This is a genomic window from Candidatus Methylobacter oryzae, assembly GCF_003994235.2.
Taxonomy (GTDB): domain Bacteria; phylum Pseudomonadota; class Gammaproteobacteria; order Methylococcales; family Methylomonadaceae; genus Methylobacter_A; species Methylobacter_A oryzae.
This window is the reverse complement of sequence record NZ_RYFG02000115.1, coordinates 17621-40196: the sequence shown is the minus strand read 5'-3', so window position 1 is coordinate 40196 and position 22576 is coordinate 17621. Positions and strand designations below refer to the sequence as shown.

At 50.3% G+C, this 22576-nt stretch carries 10 protein-coding genes; 3 read left to right on the top strand and 7 right to left on the bottom strand.

From position 1 onward, the window contains the following. Nucleotides 1–20 precede the first annotated feature (20 nt). From fliE to EKO24_RS17845, 4 genes are all read right to left on the bottom strand, one after another. On the bottom strand, nt 21–335 hold the full coding sequence (gene fliE / locus EKO24_RS17860; protein WP_127027594.1) for a flagellar hook-basal body complex protein FliE: 315 nt from the start codon (nt 333–335) through the stop codon (nt 21–23). A 59-nt stretch (nt 336–394) separates the two neighbouring features. Beyond that, nucleotides 395–1792: a sigma-54-dependent transcriptional regulator gene (locus EKO24_RS17855; RefSeq protein ID WP_127027593.1), complete on the bottom strand. Its 1398-nt coding sequence runs from the start codon at nt 1790–1792 to the stop codon at nt 395–397. Continuing rightward, a complete protein-coding gene (locus EKO24_RS17850) occupies nt 1779–3107 on the bottom strand; it encodes a sensor histidine kinase (RefSeq protein ID WP_127027592.1) in 1329 nt (442 codons plus the stop codon). The genes EKO24_RS17855 and EKO24_RS17850 overlap by 14 nt, the downstream gene beginning before the upstream one ends. Nucleotides 3108–3233: 126 nt before the next feature. Beyond that, nucleotides 3234–4685, bottom strand: coding sequence for a sigma-54 dependent transcriptional regulator (locus tag EKO24_RS17845; protein WP_127027591.1), 1452 nt, complete (start codon nt 4683–4685; stop codon nt 3234–3236). A gap of 302 nt (nt 4686–4987) precedes the next feature. Between EKO24_RS17845 and EKO24_RS17840 the strand changes: the two genes are divergently transcribed. The 3 genes from EKO24_RS17840 (at nt 4988) to EKO24_RS17830 (ending at nt 7355) form a co-directional block, all read left to right on the top strand. Beyond that, the gene (locus EKO24_RS17840; RefSeq protein WP_127027590.1) at nt 4988–6238 is read left to right on the top strand and encodes an HlyC/CorC family transporter; all 1251 of its coding nucleotides are present in this window, start codon (nt 4988–4990) and stop codon (nt 6236–6238) included. A gap of 109 nt (nt 6239–6347) precedes the next feature. Beyond that, the gene (locus EKO24_RS17835; RefSeq protein ID WP_127027589.1) at nt 6348–6980 is read left to right on the top strand and encodes an FHA domain-containing protein; all 633 of its coding nucleotides are present in this window, start codon (nt 6348–6350) and stop codon (nt 6978–6980) included. A 6-nt stretch (nt 6981–6986) separates the two neighbouring features. Beyond that, nucleotides 6987–7355 carry a PilZ domain-containing protein gene (locus EKO24_RS17830; RefSeq protein WP_127027588.1) on the top strand — a complete coding sequence of 123 codons (369 nt, stop codon included), beginning with the start codon at nt 6987–6989 and terminating at the stop codon, nt 7353–7355. A 750-nt stretch (nt 7356–8105) separates the two neighbouring features. On the opposite strand, the gene EKO24_RS17820 is transcribed toward EKO24_RS17830, so the two are convergent. The 3 genes from EKO24_RS17820 to EKO24_RS17810 form a co-directional block, all read right to left on the bottom strand. Beyond that, complete coding sequence (locus tag EKO24_RS17820) at nt 8106–9245, bottom strand: methyltransferase (protein WP_127027586.1); 1140 nt, start codon at nt 9243–9245, stop codon at nt 8106–8108. A 109-nt stretch (nt 9246–9354) separates the two neighbouring features. Further along, nucleotides 9355–9921 (bottom strand): elongation factor P-like protein EfpL, encoded by a 567-nt coding sequence (efpL, locus tag EKO24_RS17815; protein ID WP_127027585.1) that lies wholly within the window; start codon nt 9919–9921, stop codon nt 9355–9357. 247 nt (nt 9922–10168) lie between these two features. Continuing rightward, nucleotides 10169–22573: a non-ribosomal peptide synthetase/type I polyketide synthase gene (locus tag EKO24_RS17810; protein ID WP_127027584.1), complete on the bottom strand. Its 12405-nt coding sequence runs from the start codon at nt 22571–22573 to the stop codon at nt 10169–10171. Nucleotides 22574–22576: the final 3 nt, after the last annotated feature.

The following is a 22576-nucleotide window of genomic DNA, read 5'->3' as shown; positions in this document are numbered from 1 at the left end:
TTTTTATCACAGTCTGCCTACTACATTGGCATATTCATGACGTCTTTATAGGCTTCAACTAATTTATTCCTGACCTGTAGCATTGCCTGAAATGAAACGCTCGCCTTTTGCGAAGCCACCATAACCTCTGCGAGACTGACATTAGTGTCGCCAGCCTCAAAAGCGTCCTCCATTTTTCCGGCAGTCTGCTGAACCTCGTTAACAGTCCCTATAGTCTGCTTTAGCATGGCTGCGAAATCTGCGCCGCCTCCTGTTTCTTGCACTTTAGCGCCGCCGGCTTCAAGTGACATTGCCCGCATCTGAGCCAAAACTTGATTGACATTCATATCACTCATGGGGTCTTCCTCTTACATTCTTAATGATATAGAGTTTAAAGCATATTTAATGCCACATATTAGCATGAAATAATAACACCAGCGTCTTTCATCCTCGCCATTTTATATCGAAGCGTTCTAGGACTAATACCCAACTTTTCAGCCGTTATCTTGCGGCTACCGTTTTCCATTTGCAAGGTTTGTAAAATAATACTTTCCTCGGCAGAACGGACCCCTTCGCCCAATGCGCAGATTTCCGGTTTTTCGTCTTTAACTTCAGCCGGATACCCGCCTTTAACTGTTTCAATGGAAGAGTTTCTATCAATTGCGTCCACAGTCAATCCTGTATCTTCAAACACCAAATCATCAACCGTAATCCTGTCGCCGGTACGCAGAATAAGAGCCCGCTGCACAACATTATCCAACTCCCTGACATTGCCGGGCCAGCTGTAAGTTGACATTTTTTTAATAGCCTCATTATCGAATTCAGGCAATTTTTTGCCTTCCAACTGATGCCGTTGCATCAATTCCCGTGCCAGCGGCAAAATATCGCCCGGCCTATTACGTAACGGTGGAATATTGATAGGAAACACACTGAGGCGGTAATACAAATCCTCACGAAACCGTCCTTGCTCAACCTGTTCTTTTAATTTTTGATTGGTCGCCGCCAAGACCCTGACATTCAATTTGAGTTTTTTGTGACTGCCCAGCCGCTCCACTTCTTTTTCTTGCAATACCCGCAATAACTTCGCTTGCAAACTTAAATCCATTTCGGCTATTTCGTCCAGTAACAAAGTACCATCCTGTGCTTGTTCAAATTTTCCAGGCATGGATTGAACCGCACCGGTATAAGCGCCTTTCTCGTAACCGAACAACATCGCTTCCAACATATTCTCAGGAATCGCGGCGCAGTTCACTGCGACAAAAGGCCCTTGGTAATACATCGAGTTCTGATGAATATAATGAGCAAGAACCTCCTTGCCCGTTCCACTTTCGCCCTGCAACAATACGCTCACATCGGTTTTAGCTACTTTGGCAGTCAGCGAGTAAAGTTTTTTCATACTTTCGTCTTGCACGACCCGCTCACTAACCGCCGTATTGGCTGCCGATGGATTGGTCACTACGTAATCGGCGACTTTATTGACCAGTGCCTGTGCATCAAATGGCTTGATAAGATAATCGGCAGCCCCTGCCTGCATGGCCTCGACTGCTTTAGGAATGGTTCCGAACGCAGTCATCAGCAGCACAGGCGTTTCCGCATACTTGTGCTGTATATTTTTCAACAATTGAAAGCCGTCCATAACCGGCATCTGCACATCGCTGACGACTAGCTTAAACTGCCCCTGCTCCAACTTGATCAATGCTTCCGTACCGTTGCGAGCGGAAACGACACGATAACCGCTTATTTCCAAGGTATCGCAAAGCGCTTCGCACAACGACAAATCATCTTCAACAACCAACACATCATACTGTTTCATGGCTCAGCTCTCCTTTGTTATGGTTTTGATGGTGATTTTTGCCGGACAAATCTGTCGGGAACAGATTTGTATTTACCCGAAGGGCATCAGGTAGGACAGCCTTATGTGAAAAACCGCCCGGCAATACATTAAAAGCCTGATCGATACAGGGAAGAACTAATGAAAAAACAGTGCCTTGCCCCAGAACCGACTCAACATGGACATGTCCGCCATGCGCCTTTACTACACTGTCGACAACGGCCAGTCCCAAGCCTGTGCCATGCGTTTTAGTTGTGAAAAAGGGCTCAAAGATTCGCTGACATAATTCCTTAGCAATGCCCGGCCCATCGTCCTTAATCACAATCCGCAACTCACTGCTGCCAAGCTGGGACACCGAGATCCGTATGCAGCCATTCTGGCTTACCGCCTCGACCGCATTGTTCAACAGGTTAAGTAGCGCACCACGCAAAGCATTTTCATTGCCTAGCATTGTGTCATTTTGCACGTCATTAATAATCTGCAAATCAATTCTGCCGCTACCGGTATATTCTTTCGCTGTTTCCCGCAAATGATTCAATAGTTCGGCCAGCGAGAAAGTCTCCATTGCCAATCGTCCGTCTTTGGCGAAAATCAACATATCGTTAACCTGCCTTTCCAGGTATTGCAGGCGCTCAAGAATTTTTTGAGAAAACCGCAGCCTCTTTTCGTTATCCAGTGCAGGACTCCCCATTTGCGATGCGTAGAGTATTGCTGTTGTCAACGGAGTCCTGACCTGGTGCGCCATGCTCGCCACCATTTCGCCCATTGCCGACAATTGTTTTTGCTGGTTCAATAAATCCTGGAGGTTGCGCATTTCGCTGACATCCGACAACACAATAATTTGTCCTGAATCAGCGGCATCGTTACAGACAACATCCCTGCTGACGGTCATATTCACCCGTTTGCCATTGCTCAACTGGCATTCATGAGGGTTACCGGAAACAGGAATCAAGCTGCGCGCAACAACATCGAGCCAATCTTGACCAATCAACGGCTCACCCAAAAAATCCATCGCGACCGCGTTACAATCCACAACTTTCCCGCCCACATCCAACACGATAACGCCGGCAGGAAGGGCTGCCAGTATCTTTTCCAAACGGCCGGCCAGCCTTTCTTTTTCTTCAAGCGTTTTAAGCCGTTCACTATGGGCAAAAGCAAGTTCACCATGTAACTTGGCAACCTGCTCCTCCAAACCTTGGTAAGAAACAGATAAATTCTGGGATAGCTCATTAAAGATACGGAACGCATCGGTGAGCTGGTCGGCTTTCTGCTTTTTCTGAGTTTGATAAAGATTCATATTTGAGCACTCTGCTTTTTAAAACTTAAACTGATTTATTATCGAACAAGCAAAAACCAGACCAAATACCAATACAAATAATATCAATAGCTTAAAATCAAGCGTCGAAAAATTGACTTTTTAACCTTAACGTTGCAAATCGTATTTGCGTAATTTTTCAACTAACGTTGTACGGCGCATATTTAATCGTTTAGCGGCATGAGCAACCACCCCACTGCACTCATTTAACGCCTGACGTATTAAATCGATTTCCAAAACATTCAAATACTCTTTCAGATCTATACCTTGCTCCGGCAATTGCGCCAAAGCATTGGACGTTCCCTCAAAAGCGCCTAGGACCTCCATTCGCTCACCATGCTCCTCTTCGTCAGTATCAACCGCTTCTGCCTCATCGGCAACGTCTTCAGGAACGGCGTAATGCTGAAACCTTTCCGGCAAATCGGCCACATCAACCAATCCTTTCGGGTTAATGATCGCCAATCTTTCTATCAAGTTTGCCAGCTCCCTAACGTTTCCAGGCCATTCGTGTTGCCTTAGCACTGCTAAAGCCGCATTAGTCAATCGCACCGATCCCCGATTAGAGGCTTCCATGCGTGCGATAAGATCGTTCACTAACAGCGGAATATCTTCTGACCTGTCTTTTAAAGCCGGTATTTCAATAGGAAAAACATTTAATCGATAAAACAAGTCTTCCCTAAACCGGTTTTCTTTAATCTCATTTTCAAGAGACCTATGCGTTGCCGCAATAACCCGCACATCGCAATGTATGGTTTTGTTACTGCCGACGCGCTCAAAAGTGCGTTCTTGCAATACGCGCAGCAGCTTAACTTGCATAGCCAGCGGCATGTCGCCAATTTCGTCTAAGAAAAGAGTTCCGCCTTCGGCCATCTCAAAGCGGCCCTGCCGGGCGCTTAAAGCACCGGTAAATGCTCCTTTCTCGTGGCCGAATAATTCGCTTTCCAATAATTCGCCCGGAATCGCTCCGCAATTGATAGGCACGAACGGCTTATCTCTTCGGAATGACGCATCATGCAAAGCACGGGCAACGACTTCCTTACCTGTCCCTGATTCTCCCAGGATTAGAACCGTTGCGTCTGACTCTGCAACCTGGTCAATTAGCTTGCGAATACCGGCAATAGCTTGACTTTTGCCTTTCAGACGATCGGCTGAGGATGACCGGCGGTCGGATTCCCCACGCACCGTAAAAGTTACCAGGCTGGCGGATGCAGAGAGTTTATCGAGTATCGGCTTCAATAGCGGATAGGTAGTCGGCCATTCCAATACTTGAGACACGCTATTAGTAATTACCGTCGAAACTTGCAAGCCGGTGTCTTTACTGACCAATAGAATGACAGGGATTGTGTTTGCCAGCTCCACAATATTACTAACGACTGTCGCCTGCTTATCAATGCCGTCACCGACAAAGATGCCGTTGAATTGTTCAGTCCGGCTGAAACAAGGACCGTAATCCATTGACCCCGCAGCTTCTGTTTTGCATCCCATGAACTGAAAGACAGCCTCCAGCTGTTGGATTCTTGTTTTATTATCGTCAATTAACAAAATGCGAGGCAACGCCATATTTTTACACTCATCACTCTTATTTATTGGCCATTAAATTTAGCCTTACATTTTTCGCAACAATAACGGCTATCCGTCAGCCAGCATGATCTTAAAGATAGTCCTTTTAAACTATTTAGCTATCCGGCAAAGTTAAGCATTGAACAGACATTCTGTCAAAATTCATTTTATTTCATATTGTTCTATGGCCTTTTTAATGTGATTTACACACACTAAACAAGCCGCACCCCCTATCCAAGCTTGACAAAAATTTCTCATCATAGACACTAGGGTTGTTTTCATAACTTGAGAGTGCACTTTCTTTGAACGATATGCCCCTTAGCATGCTGTTCGGCATACTTGCCGCCATGCTTATTTTTTCCGCTTTTTTTTCCGGCTCGGAAACAGCCTTGATGACGTTAAACCGTTATCGTTTAAGACATCTAGTCAAACTAAAACATTCCAGCGCAACCAAAGCGCATCGATTGCTGCAACGACCGGAACGCTTACTTTGCTTGGTTTTACTGTGTAATACCTTTGTTAACAATTTCGCATCCTCGGTCGCGACTGTCATTGCCATTAAACTCTACGCCGACGAGGAATCCAGTGTTGCTATTGCCGCGGTAATTTTGACTATCGCAATGCTTATTTTCTCAGAAGTAACCCCCAAAACAATTGCCGCAGTCAAACCCGAACCTCTGGCTTTCCCCGCGGCCTGGCTCTACACCCCTCTACTGAAAATATTGTATCCCGTCGTTTGGTTCGTGAACTTATTTGTTAATCTGCTTCTGCGAATAGCCGGTGTCGATGTCAAAAAAGATAACCGTGACGCATTAAATAAAGAGGAACTAAAAAGCATTATTAGCGACGCAGAGAGCTTAATGCCTTTACGTTACCAAAAAATGCTGATGGGCATATTGGATCTTGAATCGGCGACTGTCGAAGACATTATGACGCCCCGCAATGAAATCATTGGCGTAGACCTTGAGCTACCTATTGAGGACATTATTATCAAAATAAAAACCAGCCCGCATACTCGTTTACCGGTCTATAAAACCAGTATCGACAGAATTATCGGCTTCATACATTTAAGAAAAGTCCTCGCATTACTTAATCAAGAAGATTTTGACAAACAAACCATCATAAACCTGCTGGATAAGCCTTCATTTATCCCTGAAAGTACCCCGGTGCATAATCAAATGCATCGTTTTAAACATGAAAAGATCCGCATCGGTTTAGTGGTCGATGAATATGGCGACGTGCAAGGACTGGTCACAATGGACGATTTATTGCAGGAAATAGTAGGGGAACTGATTACCGACGATGTCGCGGTAAGGACACAAAGCGACGGTAGCTATCTGGTCGACGCCAACATTACCATTAGAGAATTAAACCGTGTCACGCAGTGGTCGCTGCCAACGGAAGGGCCAAAAACGCTGAACGGGCTTATTATCGAATTCATGGAAACCATTCCAGAAGCAGGTACCAGTATCAAGCTGCATGGATACATTCTGGAAATCATAAAACGGGATGAAAATAGCGTTAAGCTGGTTAAATTCTTGCCTAAAAAATAAGCCCTGACAGCCGAGCTGACTGAGCAATAACCCCAAAAAGCGAATTTCTTTAACAACTAAAAAATACCGTCTATAATCAGGACTCGTTTAAAGATGAGCTACCGGTTCAATGGCAAAACTCACTGTTTTTTTTAAAAATAAAGCTATCCATTCGAGCTTGTTTGAGCATGGAATCATACATATCGGTCGCGATGAAACCAATGATTTAACCATTGACAGCTTGGCAGTGGCGCCCGCTCACGCCGCCATAGTTATTCGCGACAGTGAATACATTATTAAGCAACTTAATGATGAATTCCCGCTAATAATCAATGGCAAGCCTGTCAAAGCCTGCAATCTCAGTAACAACGACATTATATCGTTGGGAAAGCATGAGATTATTTTCAATACCACAGAATTTGTAGAATCTTCTCAAGCGGAAAACCTTATTGACGAAGACGTAAAATTACTCAATCGGGAAATTGACAACGAAATACATACCCCTGCCGCTAACTTGCAAATCATGAACGGCAACAATATCGGCAAAATTTTACAATTAAAAAAATCTATGACGCGGCTTGGCCACAACGGCAGCGGCGTTATTGCAATATCGAGAAGAAAAGATGGCTATTTTGTTTCCGTCTTGGAAAATAGCGGCACGATAACCGTCAATAACGAGCCCTTGAACGACAAATCCTTAAAATTAAACACCAATGATGTGTTGGTTGTTGATAACACATCCCTGCAATTTTTTTTAAATTAATTCCTTATGCATTCAACAGAAAACAACGACAGCCGTCATTTTCATCGTATCGTCTACACAGCGGAAGTTCTTTTAAGCTGTAAAGAAAAAACGTGGCATTGCGAAATTATCGATTTGTGTTTAAAAGGCTGTTTATTACGTTTCGAACTTCCTTGGGAAGAAGACCCGAAAGAACTTTATACCCTCACATTGCGCTTGTCCGAACAAGTGCAGATAAAAATGGAATTAAGCGTAACTCATGTTGTAGGCAGTAAGGTGGGCTTTAAATGCGAGCATATTGACATTGACAGCATCTCCGAATTACGCCGATTAGTTGAACTCAACCTAGGCAACAGTACTTTATTAGAAAGAGATTTATTGGCATTGATCGAATAGCAGGAATTAGAAACCGAATTCTCCGGCATTATTGCCCATCAGTTATATCCAGGGCGCTTGATAGCTTCAATCGAAGCGCCTTCGCTATCTAAAACATCCTTCCAGGTCCTGCATCGGCATACGCAATCATTAACCGCCGCACTAAATTTTCTTCAGCATATAGCGTCAGCTTTAAGCCGCAGGATATTAATCATCATTCGCCGTTTCGATTCAAAGCGCGTAACTGAAAACCTTATACACAGGCTTCAGACGGATATTTTTGCGTTTTAAATATGAGCCGCTTAAACAAACTATTTCCAATTAGGAAACTGTTAATCAATACTAACTGATATTGTCAACCATTTTTTACGTATGTATAGTACGTCCAACGCTACTCATTTCTTATCTTCAAAACAGCAAAGGGCATTTAAAACGACTGATTTTCAAAGAGATATTTTAATAGGGCTGATGTTTTTCATTGGTATTCCAGGCTTTCTTTCAGGCGAATTCATTGTTTCGACAATTATGTTCGCGACTGCCGCCCTGTTCAGCAATATCGTTTTGAGTCGCAAATTGCTAGGCTAAATTTTTCACCACCTCTTGGTATCCTACCTCAAACAGTATCTCTCCTGTTTGACTCCTCACTCCCATGCTTGATCGGCATCGGGAGTTTTTTTTGCCTGATCTTTATCAAGTTAACCGCGCAATACTCTCCGACCTATCCATCAGCGCAAGCATCGATGGAGTTTTTTTTGCCTGATCTTTATCAAGTTAACCGCGCAATACAGCCTTCACAACGACAAATTTCGCGTTAGACGCGACGATCTCGTGATTCCCAAAAAGACGGCCAAGATAAATATGATAATCCAGGTGGCGATTACCGATTACCCACAACTCGCCGCCTTGGCGCAATACTCTTCGCGCTTGCTGGAATAAACCGACGGCAATCTGATCGCCGACCGTATTTTGCTGATGGAACGGCGGGTTGCAAAGAATCAGGTCGGCCGACGCCGATTCAGCTTCCATCAATCCGTCGCCGACGTGAAAAGTCGCCTCGCGCTGCTCTCCGAACGCAAGGTAGAAATTCTCCCTGGCCGATGCGACAGCCATAAAAGACTCGTCGAAAAAATGCACGGTCGCAGCCGGATTACGCTCGGCGGCGATTAAACCGACCAAGCCGTTGCCGCAACCTAAATCGATAATATCGCGGACATCCTTCTGGAACGGGAGATGTTGGAGGAAAAAGCGCGTCCCGATATCAAGACTGTCACGGGAAAACACGTTTGCGTGGTTGACGATCAAATACTCGGTGTTTTCAAGCCGATAGTAAACCGGATAAGGATTGGAAGGAATGGCCAGTTCGGCATCGAGAGCGGTAAAAATCAGCCGAGCCTTCTTTTTTGCCAGCGAAGTCGTTGTCGGCCCAATCAGGCGCTCCAACAATTTCCAAACCGAAGGCGGCAGATTTTTAATCATACCCGCCAATATCACCTGGGTTGAAGCGGTCAAATGGGGACGCAAACGTATCAGCTCGTCTTCCAATAATGCCAGGGTCTTCGGGACCTTAATCAGCACCAAGTCAAATGCACCGTCCAATATGTCAAGACTGTTCAGCAAGCTGACACTGTGTTCAGGCAAGCCGTTTGCGGCAAGATTGAGCCGCGTCGCCTGCTGCGACAGATAAGAGTCCGATATGGCATGAGGCCGAAAAGCGTTTAGCGCTACAGCCAAAGCGCCGAAACTGTCATTCACTATCAAGATCCGCGCATCTTCCGGCAGCTTTAGCTTTTCCGCGACGGTATCGAGTAAGTATTCATCGGCCGCATCCCAGGCTTGCAGCAGCTCTCGCGGCCGCTTCGGCAGCCGGTTCAGCTCAAACTCGCCTTGAGCAACAGTCAAACGGATAGTCATTAATTTCAGCGATTGGAATGCGGAGTTGAATGATCAGCACGGATAAAACCCACCTAATCGGTATTGTCGATAATCTAAATTATAGGCTGGCGGATACCGGCAAATACAACTAAGCACGCGACATGAATTTGCCGGTCTCGGTATTGATCTTAATCAGCTCATTAGTTTCCAGATATTCAGGGACCTGAACCTCCAGCCCGGTAGTCACCCTGGCTGTCTTGGTGCGTCCCGATGCGGTTGCCCCTTTAATGGCCGGTGCCGTCTCCACGATCGGCAACACCACGGAGCTTGGCAATTCAATGCCCAACACCGCATCATCGACCAACAAAGCCACGATGCCTTCCAGGCCTTCGGTCAAATACTCGATTTGGCCTTCCAAATCTTCGCTGCTCAAGCTGTATTGGGTGTAATCTTCCATATCCATGAAGATATAGTTATCCCCGTCGACATAAGAAAACTGCACTTTAGCGCGCACCAGATCGGCATCCTTAAAAAAATCATCGCCTTTTAACGACTCATCCAGTTTTTGACCGGTTTTAAGATTAGTAAAACGGATTTTATATAAAGTCGATGCGCCGCGGGACGATGGACTTTTAGCATCAACCTGCTTAACCGCATGCGGTACGCCGTTTATCTCAACCACCATCCCTCTTTTTAAATCACTCGCTTTTGCCACGAAATATCCTCTTGATTAAACTTGCCGACAGCATTGCAGCAAGCATTCATGTTAAAAAACAGCGCCAAGACTAACCAGACTCAAGCCGCCATGACAGCCATTATATCGTAGAATTCAAGCTTAAAGCGGGCACATGGTTGGCATGGTCATGAACTGAGCACGCAAAAATCCGCGATCCCGCTTTAAGATCATTGGCGTCTGCGTTATTGATAGCACCGGGCTTTTATAGTTTTCCTTTTCCGAATCACTAACTTAAACCCGACACATTGATGCGTTCCATACACAGGGCCAGTTTATCGGCAAGGACTTCAACTTGCGGAGAACTAACCATGTTGTAATGATTGCCGGGGATGATATGAAGATCGAGTTCCTGGGCAACAAACTGTTTCCAGGCCTCGCTGGTTTTGACATGCAAGCCCTTGCCCAGTTCGGTGGCCTGGAAAAAGGAGATCTTCCCGTCGTATCTCTTCGGAATATAGGTCTGGATGATGCGGCGATTGGTTATTAAAACCTCCCATAAACGCCTGAACACCATAAAATCGGTGCCGGGCGGGAAGAATCCTACTTCCAAGGCCTTATCCATCACATAATGCAGTTGCTCTTCCTCGCCGTCCAATTCCCGCAGTTCCTGCAACGATAAATCAGGAATCATCTCCGACATCACATTGACCAGAATTTCAGCGCTGTCCTCTTCGGCAACCTGATCCCCGGTCAACGTGTCCGACAGTTGCGTGTCGAATAAAGCCAGCAAAGCAACCTCGTCCCCTTGCACCCTGAACTGTTGGGCCAATTCAAACGCAATCAGTCCGCCAAAGGACCAACCGGCCAAGCGGTAGGGCCCCTGCGGGAAATGCTCTTTGATCGTTTTAAGGTAAAAGGCCGCCATCTCTTCTGCCGTGGCGTAAGGTTCCTGGCCTTCCTCAAGCCCGGATGCCTGGAGCCCGTAAAAAGGCTGGTCCTTATCCAGACAGCGGGAAAGATCGTAATAACAAATCGCATGGCCTCCGGCAGGATGAACGCAAAACAGCGGCGGCTTCGATCCTTCCGGTTGAATATCGACCAGCGGCGACCACGGCGACGAGTCGTCCTGCTCCATCAGCAGGATGGCCTGCTTTTCGACGGTGGAAGCCTGGTAGAGAGACGCGGTGGACAGCTCTTTGTTTAATTTCTCTTTTAGCTTCGATATCAAACCGATTGCCAGCAGCGAATCGCCTCCCAGCTCGAAAAAATCATCCTGGGTTCCAATGGGTTCAATCCCTAACAGCTTCTGCCAGATATTGACCAGCGCAAGCTCGATATTCGAGCGAGGAACGACCAAAGGTACCGATAATTCGGGCCGCGAATGCATCCGCATCGCACTGTCCGCTGTTTTCGGCTCCGGCTCAGGGAGAGCGGCCGTAGCGGGCCGCTCCAGCCGCGGCTCCAGCTTTTGCGTTGACACCATAAGCCTTGTCAGCGCGGATTCCATGACCAACCGGAAGACTTCCCGGCCTTCCTCCGGCGTGATGCCGAGCTGCATCTCTTGTTCGCGCCGCTCCCGCAACGAATCGGGCGTTGCGGTTTTGACCGCCATGCCCACCTCGCGCCACAGATCCCAGTTAAGGCTGATGGCCGGAATTCCCTGCGAACGAAGATAAAGGGCGTAAGCATCGAGAAAAGCATTGGCCGCGCAATAATCCACCTGGCCGAACGCTTCAAAAATCGCGCTCAATGAAGAACAAAGGAGCAAGAAATCCAGCTTTGCGTCCTTAAACAGCGTATGCAGAACCACGCTCCCGTCGACTTTCGGCGCCAGAACCGATGCGGCAGTTTCCGGCGTTTTGCGCTGGATCACGCCGCCGCCTGCAAGTCCTGCCGCATGAATGACGCCGTGAATCGGACCGAAGCGTTCGTTGGCCTTCGCAACGACATCCTGCATTTGTTGCAGATTTGCCGCGTCGGCCTGGGCAATCCATAGCCGGACGCCCTGGTTTTCCAGTGCTTGCAGCGCTTGAATTTTCAGGCTGGTTTCGTCATCGGCTTCGTGGCTTTCAAGCCATCCGGCCCAGTCATTTTGCTGCGGAAAAGCCGAGCGGCCGATTAAAATCAGGTTGGCAGAGAAGTTTTTGCCCAGATATTCCGCCAGCGTCAGCCCGATGCCGCCCAAACCGCCGGTAATCAAGTAGGTGCCTTTTTCTTTTAACAATGACCTTTTCTTTGTTTTCGCTTGCTCTAAATGAATAGATTCGTAAGACGGTAGCCAGCGCTGTTTGCCGCGATAGGCTATCGCCCTGTCAGCCGTTTTACTCAGGATTTCCGCCAACAGTTGCCCGATCAGCCGTTGTTCCGATTCGGCGTTTGCAATCGGCAGGGTTACGTCCACGCTTCGGCATTGAATGTTCGCATATTCCTGGGGAATCGTTTGCACGGGGCCCAGCAACGTCGCTTTTTCCGGTTGCAGTTGTTCATCTCCGGTAACGGCCTGCATGTTGTTGGAGACGGCGATCAGTTCCAGCGGCGATTGCTGCTGTTTTCCGAGCACCTGCGCCAGGAACAGCAAGCTGTAAAAGCCCGTTGCCTGCGCCTGTGCGGTGATCTCGGTTTCCGTTCCGCGACTATCCAAGCGGTTGACCGACCACAGATGAACAATGGTCTGCGGCAGGCTTTGCGTTGCTCTCAGCTGATTCAGCAGGGTTTCATAGTCTTCCGCTGTTTCCGGGTTCATGACATAGGCATTATCCGATAATTGCCGCCATGCTTTGCCTGCCTTAACCGTGACAACTGCCTGTCCAAGCCCTTCAAGTTGTTCGGCCAATGAATCGCCAAGACCGCAATCGTCGATAAACAGCAGCCAATTGGCGGGTTCCGGTGTTTGCTCCTGCTCCAGCCATAAATTCAATGGCGCGGAGATTTTCCACGACGGCAAATAAAACCAATCAGGCAGTTTTTCTCTTGTGTTTTGCGGAACCGGCGAATTTCCCGCCGGCGCATCTTTCCCGTCAATCCAATAGCGTTGCCGTTCAAACGGATAGGTCGGCATCGCTATTCGACGGGGCTTCATGCGTTCATGAACAGCAAACCAGTCAGCCGATACTCCCGCCAGCCATAGTTTGCCCAACGCAGCAAGAACCGTCTGGTCATCGTCAACAGGATCTTTCGGCGAAGGCAGCGAGGAAACGGTTTCCGGCTCGCCTGTCGAAGGAGAATGGCGCTTGACCAATGTCGTCAACACCCGCCCCGGCCCGACTTCCAAAAATACCGATTCCGGGGCTTTCAATAAGGTTTCCATGCCGTCGGTAAAACGTACCGCGGAGCGCAAGTGCCGGGCCCAATAATTCGGGTCGGTCGCTTGCTCGGCAGTGACCCAGTCGCCGCTCAAATTGGATATATAAGGCTTTTGCGGCGCGTTCAATGTCATTTTGCTCAGGCAATCGACAAAAGCCGGCAGGATAGGCTCCATCATCGCCGAATGAAAAGCGTGGGAGGTATGCAAGCGAATGGATTGAATATCCTGGAGGGACAGGCGGTTTTCCAAAGCCTCTATAGCGTCGCTTGGGCCGGAAACGACAGATAAGCTCGAGGCGTTGACCGCGGCCAGCGAAATATCCGCGTTCAAATACGGCTGAATCTGCTGTTCCGATAACACCACGCTGAGCATAGCCCCTGCCGGAAGCGACTGCATTAAGCGTCCGCGCAAGGCAACCAACTCCAGCGCCTGTTCCAGCGAAAACACGCCCGCCAGGCAGGCGGCAACGTATTCGCCGATGCTGTGCCCCAACATCGCGGCGGGCTGGACTCCCCAGGCCATCCATAATTGCGACAGCGCGTATTCAATCACAAACAGCGCCGGCTGCGCGACGGCCGTTTGTTCGAGTTCAGTTGCTTGTTGCTCCGTTGCGCCATTAGCCGGATACAGTATGTCCCTTATATCAAGCCCCATCAACGGGATCAGGATGTTCGCGCAACGATCAACCTGTTCGCGAAAAACCGGTTCACGGGCATAGAGTCCCGACGCCATGTTGACGTATTGGGAACCTTGGCCGGAAAACAAAAACACCACCGGGTGCCCGTCGCTCTCGCATTTTCGGCTCAACAGCCCGTTTGCTGTGCTTAGCGTCTTTACAGCCTCGTCCGCGGTCCGGCAAACCAGCATGCGGCGATGCTTGAAGACTTTTCGCCCGGTATTCAGCGTAAATGCCGCATCGGCAAGATTGATGTCCGGATTTTGCCGGAAATGTTCGGCAAGGTTCGCGGTAGCCTTTTCCAGAGCGGACTCCGTTCTGGCCGATAACAGCAGAACTTGCGGGCGCGATTCATGGCTTGCCGGTAAAACTTCCGGCGCTTCCTCCAAAACCAGGTGGGCATTGGTTCCGCCGATACCGAACGAGCTGACGCCCGCGCGGCGCGGAGTTCCGCCCGATGTCCATTCGGCCTGACGGCTATTCACATAAAACGGGCTGCCGGCGAAGTCTATTTCAGGATTGGGCTTTTTAAAATGCAGGCTCGGCGGCAACGATTTATGTTTCAGCGCCTGGATGGTTTTAATCAGCCCCGCTATGCCGGCGGCCGCATCCAGATGGCCGATATTGGTCTTTACCGAACCAATCGCGCAAAATTGTTTTTTCCCGGTATGGGCTTGATAAGCTTGGGTCAAGGCCGCGATTTCAATCGGGTCTCCCATTGGTGTGCCGGTGCCGTGCGTTTCTATATAGGTAATGGTTTCAGGAGCTATCCCGCGCATTGCCCGTGTAATCACTTCCGCCTGGCCTTCCACGCTCGGCGCTGTGTATCCGGCTTTCAAAATACCGTCGTTATTGATCGCCGAACCTTTAATGACCGCGTGGATGCAATCTTTGTCCGCAATGGCCTGGTCCAGTTTTTTCAGCATCACGATACCGACGCCGTTGCCGCCGACCGTTCCTTGCGCAGCGGCATCGAAAGCCCGGCAGTGGCCGTCCGGAGAAAGGATCATGCCGTCGACGTAAAGATAACCTGACTTTTGGTTGGCTTTCACCGAAATCCCGCCGGCCAGCGCGATGTCGCATTCCCCGTTCAACAGGCTTTGACAGGCCATATGCACCGCAACCAGCGACGTGGAACAAGCCGTTTGAATATTGACGCTGGGCCCTTTCAGGTTCAGTTTGTAGGAGGTCCGTGTGGTTATGAAATCGTTTTGGTTGCTGACCATCAGTTGATAATCGCCGACGGCTTGCAGCAGTTCCCGGTTGGAGCTTAGGTTATCCGTGTAATACGTATTCATTCCGGCCCCGGCGAAAACCCCGACCGGCCTGTTTATCCGCTCCGCATCGTAACCGGCATGCTCAATCGCTGCCGCGGCGCACTCCATGAACAAGCGTTGTTGGGGGTCCATGATTTCGGCTTCTCTCGGAGAGAAACCGAAAAAGGCCGCATCGAACAACTCAATACCGTCCAAAATCCCATTGGCTTTGACATAAGAGGGATTCCTGACAAGCACCGGATCGATACCTTCCGCCAACAGCTCTTCTTCGGAGAAAAACGAGATCGACTCGATGCCGTCGCGCAAATTCGCCCAAAAGCTGTCCACGTCGCTTGCGCCTGGAAAGCGTCCGGCCATACCGATCACCGCAATATCTTTCGTCGTGGAAGAAACCGCTGGCGCAGGCGCGGCGATTTCCGGCGCCTTCGCGCCGCCGGTCAGGTGCGCCGCAAAAGCGTGAATGGTCGGATAGTGAAACAAGTCTACCATCGGCGGACGCTTCCCGAGCACTGTCTGCAATTCCTGTTGCAATTGCAGCAACAGCAGCGAATGACCGCCAACTTCAAAGAAATTATCATGAATGCCCACTTTGTCCACGCGCAGGACTTTTTTCCAAAGCCCGGCAATCCGCTCCTCCAATTCCGTTTGCGGCATGACGGCTTGGTTTTCCGGCGCACCGGAATTTCCACCGATGGCCTCAAGGGCGCGTCTATCCATTTTGCCGTTCGGCGTTAACGGCATCGCATCCAGCAAGATGAAGGAGGACGGGACCATATGGCTGGGCAGCCATTGATTCAGGAATTTTTTAAGCTCCGCCGGATCAAGATTTTGATCCGCAACGATATAAGCAACCAGCGTCTTTTCTTTCCGGTCGGAGCTTTCCAAGGCCAGCACGGCACTCTCGACGATAGCCGGGTATTTGCCGAGCGTGGCTTCGATTTCAGGGATTTCGATCCGAAATCCGCGGATTTTCACCTGATTGTCCAGGCGTCCCAGATATTGGATATTGCCGTCCGCCAAGAATCGCGCCAAATCGCCGGTTTTGTAGAGCCTAGATCCTGCCTCTCCGAAAGGATTGGCTATGAAGCGTTCGTCCGTCATCTCCGGCCGGTTCAAATAACCGCGCGCCAGGCCCGCACCGCCCAGGTAAAGTTCCCCTGCGACGCCGATAGGAACCGGACGGCAGTTGTTGTCCAAAATGAATGCCTGGGTGTTGTCGATAGGTCGGCCAATCAGCGGCGCTTCGGTATCGCCTTTTTTCATCAGCGCGAACGTCGAATACGTTGTATCCTCGGTCGGCCCGTACAAGTTGTAGACCTTCTTGATCGTATCGGACTGGTAGACGCGCTGCACCAGATCGTTCTTTAACGCTTCCCCGGCAAGATTAACGACCTGTACCGACGCCGGTATCAAATCCAGCTTAACCAGCTCATTGATAACGGATGGGACCGTGTTCAGCAGCGTCACGTTCGCGTCGGCGGGCAATTCGGGCAGGCGCAGCGCGTTTTCAAGCAGGATGCTGCTGCCGCCGACAGCCAGCGGCACGAATATTTCGAATACCGAAAGATCGAAGCAAATCGATGTCGTGGCCGCGACGCCGGCCAATTCTTCCAGCGAAAAAACCGTTTTTGACCAGGCAATAAAGGCCGCGGTATTTCGATGATTGATCGCAACGCCTTTCGGCTTGCCGGTCGAGCCGGAGGTATAGATCACATAGGCCAGATTGTCCGGCTTGACCGCGCTTTGGATATTCGCGGAATTCAATTGCCGGAGGCTTTCAGCCGCGCTGTCCATGCACAGGATTCGCGCTTGCGTAGCCGGCAATGTTCCGGTTAGGCTGGATTGCGTCAGCAAAACCAGGATTTGCGCGTCTTCAAGCATGAAGGCCAGGCGCTCGGCCGGGTAATCGGGGTCCAACGGCAAATAAGCCCCGCCGGCTTTCAAAATGCCCAACATTCCGACGATCATCTCAATCGAACGTTGCATGCAAACGCCGACCAAGACTTCCGGCCCCACGCCGATGCTTTGCAGATGGAGGGCCGTTTGGTTGGCGAGGCTGTTCAGCTCGCTGTAGCTTAGCGATTGTTCGCCGAAAACAAGCGCCACCGCATCCGGCGTTTTTTCCGCCTGCGCCTCGAAAAATTCGTGTACGCATTGATCGGCCGGATAAGGCACACGGGTTCGATTAAAATCGACGAGAATTTTTTCCCGCTCGCCCGCCGTTAGTACATCGATGTCGGCTATCGTTTTCGCTGCTTCGCCGACCAGCTCGCCGAGGGTTTTCAGGAAACGCGCGCCGAACTGTTCCATCGTCGCTTCGCTGAGAACGGCGGAGTAATATTCGATCGCAAAATCGATTTTATCCGGGAATTCCGTGCCGAAAATCGCCATATCGAATTTCGACGAATCTTTCACTTGCCCCTGGTAAGGCCTGAATTGCAGTCCGCTTTCGTCCTGCTCCGGCTGCTCGAAATTCATGTACGAGAACGTAATGCCTGTCAACGGATCGCGGCTCATGTCCCTGGGCAGGTTTAATTTCTGGACTAACTGGTCGAACGGGTATTCCTGATGGGCATAGGCGTTGACCATCAGCTCTTTGACTTCCGCCAGGAATGCCGCCGGCGTTTTTTCGTCTTTCGGGAAAGCCCTGATGGCCAGATGATTGATGAACATGCCGATCGTTTCGCTGACTTCCGGCGCATTCCGGCCCAGGTCGGCAATCGCGATAATGATATCATCCTGCCTGCTGTATTTATGAAACAGTAGGTAGAAAGCGCTAAGGAACACCATGAACGGCGTGGTTTCATTTTTCGCCGAAAAATGGCGGACCTTGTTAAGAAGCTCTTCATCCACGGAGAACGACAGCACCGCGCCTTCATAAGTGATGACAGGAGGTCTCTGGAAATCAAACGGAAAATCCAGCACCGGAATGTCTTGTTCGAATTGTTTCAGCCAATAATCCCGATGGACTTTAAAAGCTTCCGTTTCAAAATGCGCATTCTGCCAGCGGGCGAAATCCTTGTACTGTATTTTCAGTTCGGGAAGATTTTCGTTTTTGTAAAACGCATTCAATTCCTGAAAAATAATTTGCAGCGAAAACGCATCGGCGACGATATGGTGAACGTCGAACAGCAACACCTGTTCGCCGGTATCGAGCGTTGCCAATTCGGCCCTGAGCAGCGGGGCTTTGGCAAGATCGAACGGTCGGGAGAATTTTCCGGCGTAGGCATCCAGCTCCGATCTTTTCAACGCGATTTCGGACAGCGTGAAATCGACATGGTCGGCAATAACCTGCACAAGCCGCCCTTCTTTCATCGCAAACGAAACGCGGAAGGATTCGTGCCGCGCTATCAGCTTGTCGAAAGCGCGGGCCAGTTGTCCGGCATCCACTTTGTTCTCTATAAACAGAATGCTCGGCAGGTTGTAGCCGAGACTCTGTTTCGACAATTCCCAGAGAATGTACAGCCGGCGTTGAGCCGCGGATGCCGGGTAATAAGGCTGCTTTTCAACGACTTCGATAGCGTTGCGGGACTCGCTATCGCGGTTTTTGTTGTCGATAAAGGCTGCGTATTTTTCGATGGTCGGATGACTGAAAATGACGTCCATCGACACTTTCGTGCCGAGTTTTTTCGCAATCAAATTGCTTATTTTATTCGCATCGATTGAATCGCCGCCCAGGCTGTAATAATCGTCCAGCACGTTGATCTCGTCGTAGCCCAAAATCTCGGCCCAGGATTGAGCCACGGCTATTTCGACCGGGCTGTAGCTGCCGTCGTCTCGGCCGGAAAGAACGACCGTCGCCTGCTGTTTCGCTTTTGTTTCGGTATGTTCCTTTTCCTTCGGCGCTTGGGAGACATCTTGAATAACAAGATCCGGCGGAACAATGATGCCCTGGCTCCCTTCGTAAGCAAGCAGCTTGTGCAGAAGATCGATTGCCTCTTTTGTGGTCAGCGCGTACTGGCTTTCACTGACTTGCCAGTCGAAAGCCATGCCGGTTTCTTTCCAAGCCGGCCAATTGATCGCCAGCGTTCTTAGGCCTTGTTTGTTCCGAAACGCGGCAAACGCGTCCTGATAGGCGTTCGCGGCAATGTAATCGCCCTGCCCTGGAGCGCCGAGCACCGCGGACAGGGCCGAACAAAGAATAAAAAAGTCCGGCTTATCTTGCCGGGTAAGCCGGTCCAGAAGCCAAGTCCCTTGTATTTTCGGACGCAGTACGCCGGCAAAAGTCGCTTCTTCTTTCCTGAACAAATAGCCGTCGCCTGCGATTCCGGCGCAATGCAGCACGCCGTCTATGTTGCCGAGCTTTTCGCGCGTCTCGTTGATTGCCTGTTCCATTTGCACCGGGTCTGACACGTCGGCCGCAATGACCAGCACTTCCGATCCGCCTGCTTCTATGTCCAGGATCACCTTGATTTTTTCGGCAACCTTGCCGTCCTGCGCTGCTGCCCATTCTTCGCGAGGCGGCAAGCCTGTGCGCCCGATCAGCGCCAGTTTTACAGATTTTTGGGCGGCCAGGTCTTTTGCGAATTCGATGCCCATTCCGCCTAGGCCGCCGGTGATCAGGTAAACGCCCTGCTCTTTAATTGCAACGGCTGTCCCCGAACTTTGAATGGCTCGAAAATCCTGCTCGTAGCGTATGCCGTTGCGGTAAGCCGCAGGTCTGGCCGGGCTGTCGAAGCCGGTAAACTCAGCTAGAACCTGTTCCGCTGTAGCCGTGTCATCCAGGTCAAGAAATTTGCAGGCGATATTGTCGTACTCTAAAGGTATGACTTTTGCCAAGCCCGACAGCGCCGCATAAGCTGGATTTAAATGGGGTTCGTCGTTCGTTACCTCGAAAGTGTTTTTGCCGATGACCAGGATTTCCAGCGCTCGCGTGCCATTCTGTTTAATCAAGTTTTTGACCAGTCGGAACAGGCCGGTTACGCCCAGGTCCAGACTTGATTCAAGTTCCTCCAGGGATGCGCAGTCGCCATCCGGCAGGGAAGGGGAGTAGATTATTTTACCGATCCGGTGTTTTTCCAGATTCTCGATCAGCGCCATACACTGATCTTCCGAACGTGGAATAGCAAAGGTTTGCCTATCTTGCAATGGCGAAAAATTCCCCAGCACACAGACTTCTCCGGGCGTTTGCAAATGCTGTTGTTCTTTCGGAAGCCAAACCGTGCGGAACAGTCCGCATTGATGTTGAACGCGTTTGAACGTAAGCCCGCGAAACTCGGCGCATAGTTGTCCATCGGCATCGGCTAGAACGACATCGTACTTTTGTATTTCTTCCGACTCGCTTTTGGCTGTGACATAGCTGTAAATTTCCCCGCCGATGGGCCGGTATAATTTTGCGTCGGCGCACATCATCGGCAGGAAGCCCGGTTCCGTCAGGCCCGAGCTCAAGGCCGCATCCAACAGGGGCGGATGGAAGTCAAAACGATTCAAGTCGGCCTTGAATTCATCCTTTAACTTTAAAAGGGTCAGGCGTTCGTTATCGTTTTTCCAGATTTTTTCCAGGCAATCCCAGCGTCTGCCGACTTCGACTAGACTTTGATTGCCGCTATTAAAGCCACGGCCGGGTAGTTCTATTGCTTCGCATCGCGCTTTTATTTGTTCTATGTCGAGGCGTGCCGGAGCTGTGTCGAACGCTGTTTTTATTTCCGCGGTCGCATACTGCGTCCAATTGCCCGCCGGTTGTTTTCGCAGTACCGAAACCGCATGACCGTCCGGCGATGCTTTTAACGTCGCGACCAAGCGGTCAGGGGAGGTCCGTATTTCTTCCGGAGTGATAACCAGCAGGTTTTCCCAGAACAGCTCATGCACGGCCAGCGGCGATTTATAGCCCTGTTTTTTGGCAATTTCCGCGAGTAACTGAAAATAGGCAACTCCAACCAGGCAAGTTTGCCCGCCCGCTTTATGTTCATTCAGCAGCCAATCCTCGCCGCTGTCGATGCCGATTTCGTAAATAAGCTGTCCGGGCGTTTGCGCCGGCGTTTGTTTGATGAAGACCGCGTCCCGATTCGTTGCATAAGGAGCAGCAGGGACTTTTAGCCAGCAGCGCTTTTTTTCGAAGCGGTGGAACACTTTCGGAGAAACATCGGTTTGCTTTGGCGCGGGCGCTTCCTCCAACACGACATGGCAATTGACGCCGCTTAAGCCAAAAGCGCTGACGCCGCACAGCAGCGGCTGCTCCGCATCGCTCAGATCGATCAACCTGTCGGCCGGGAATACCGGCGAGTTTGCAAACGGAATCTTGCTGTTGGCTTTTTTGAAATGCGCCAGCGGCGGGATTTTTTTCTTTTGCAGGCTTAAAGCCGCCTTGACCAGACCAATCAGGCCTGCCGCGTGATCCAGGTGACCGAAATTGGTCTTCACCGAACTGACCGCGCAGAATTGCCTGTCGTTGGTGTATTTAGCAAAGGCTTTGTTAATGCCGTCTATTTCAATAGGATCGCCCAGCTTGGTGCCGGTGCCATGCGCTTCTATAAAACGTAGGTTTCGCGGGTCTATTCCGGCATCTTTCCAGGCTTGGTCGATTAATTCCGCCTGCGCGTCGGCATTCGGCACCGTCATGCCGGCGGCGGTACCGTCCTGGTTCAGCGCGCTGCCCTTGATGACCGCATAAATCGAATCTTGATCCTTCAAAGCCTGGTTAAGCGGCTTCAACAGCACCGCAATGACGCCTTCGCCGCCGCCGGTGCCGTCCGAGGAGTCATCGAATGTCCGGGTTCTGCCGTCCGAGGATTCAATTTCCACTTTCTCGAGAGCCACCGGCAAAATCGCCGTTTTGACCGTGCCGACCAGGGCAAGCTTGCATTCATTCGCGCGCAATGCGCGGCAAGCCAGATGCACCGCGGTCAGCGACGACGAGCAGGCGGTATCGACCATCAGCGCGGGACCGCGCCAATCCAGCACAAACGAAAGCCGGGTCGCGGTATTGGACGGCACGTTGCTCAGGAAAATTTGTTCGCTGTCGTCTCGGTAGATTTGGCCGGCCAGTTCCCCGTATTCGTGGGCCGAACTCATGCCCATGAATACGCCGACCTTGGCCCCTTTGAGTTTCGTGCCGCCGTATCCGGCATCTTCCAGCGCTTTCCATGCGGTTTGCATGAACAGCCGCTGGTTCGGCGACATAATTTCGGCTTCTTTCGGCGACAGGTGAAAGAAGCGGTAGTCGAACTCGTCCACCCTGTCCAGGTAGGCTATTTCCCGGTAGCTAAACTGCTCCGGGTCTTGGCCCAAGAAACGCAGGATTTCGTCCGCGTCTTTTTTGCGTTGCTCGGGAATCGCGCGGATTCTATCCTTGGCGGAAACCAAATCTTCCCAGAAATTTTCCGTATCCTCATAATCGGCAAGTTTCAGGCTGACGCCGATGATGGCGATATCCTTTGTTGAGCTTTCCTTAATGTTGACGTTCGCTTGCTTCGGTATTGTGAGAATTTTTTTCATGAT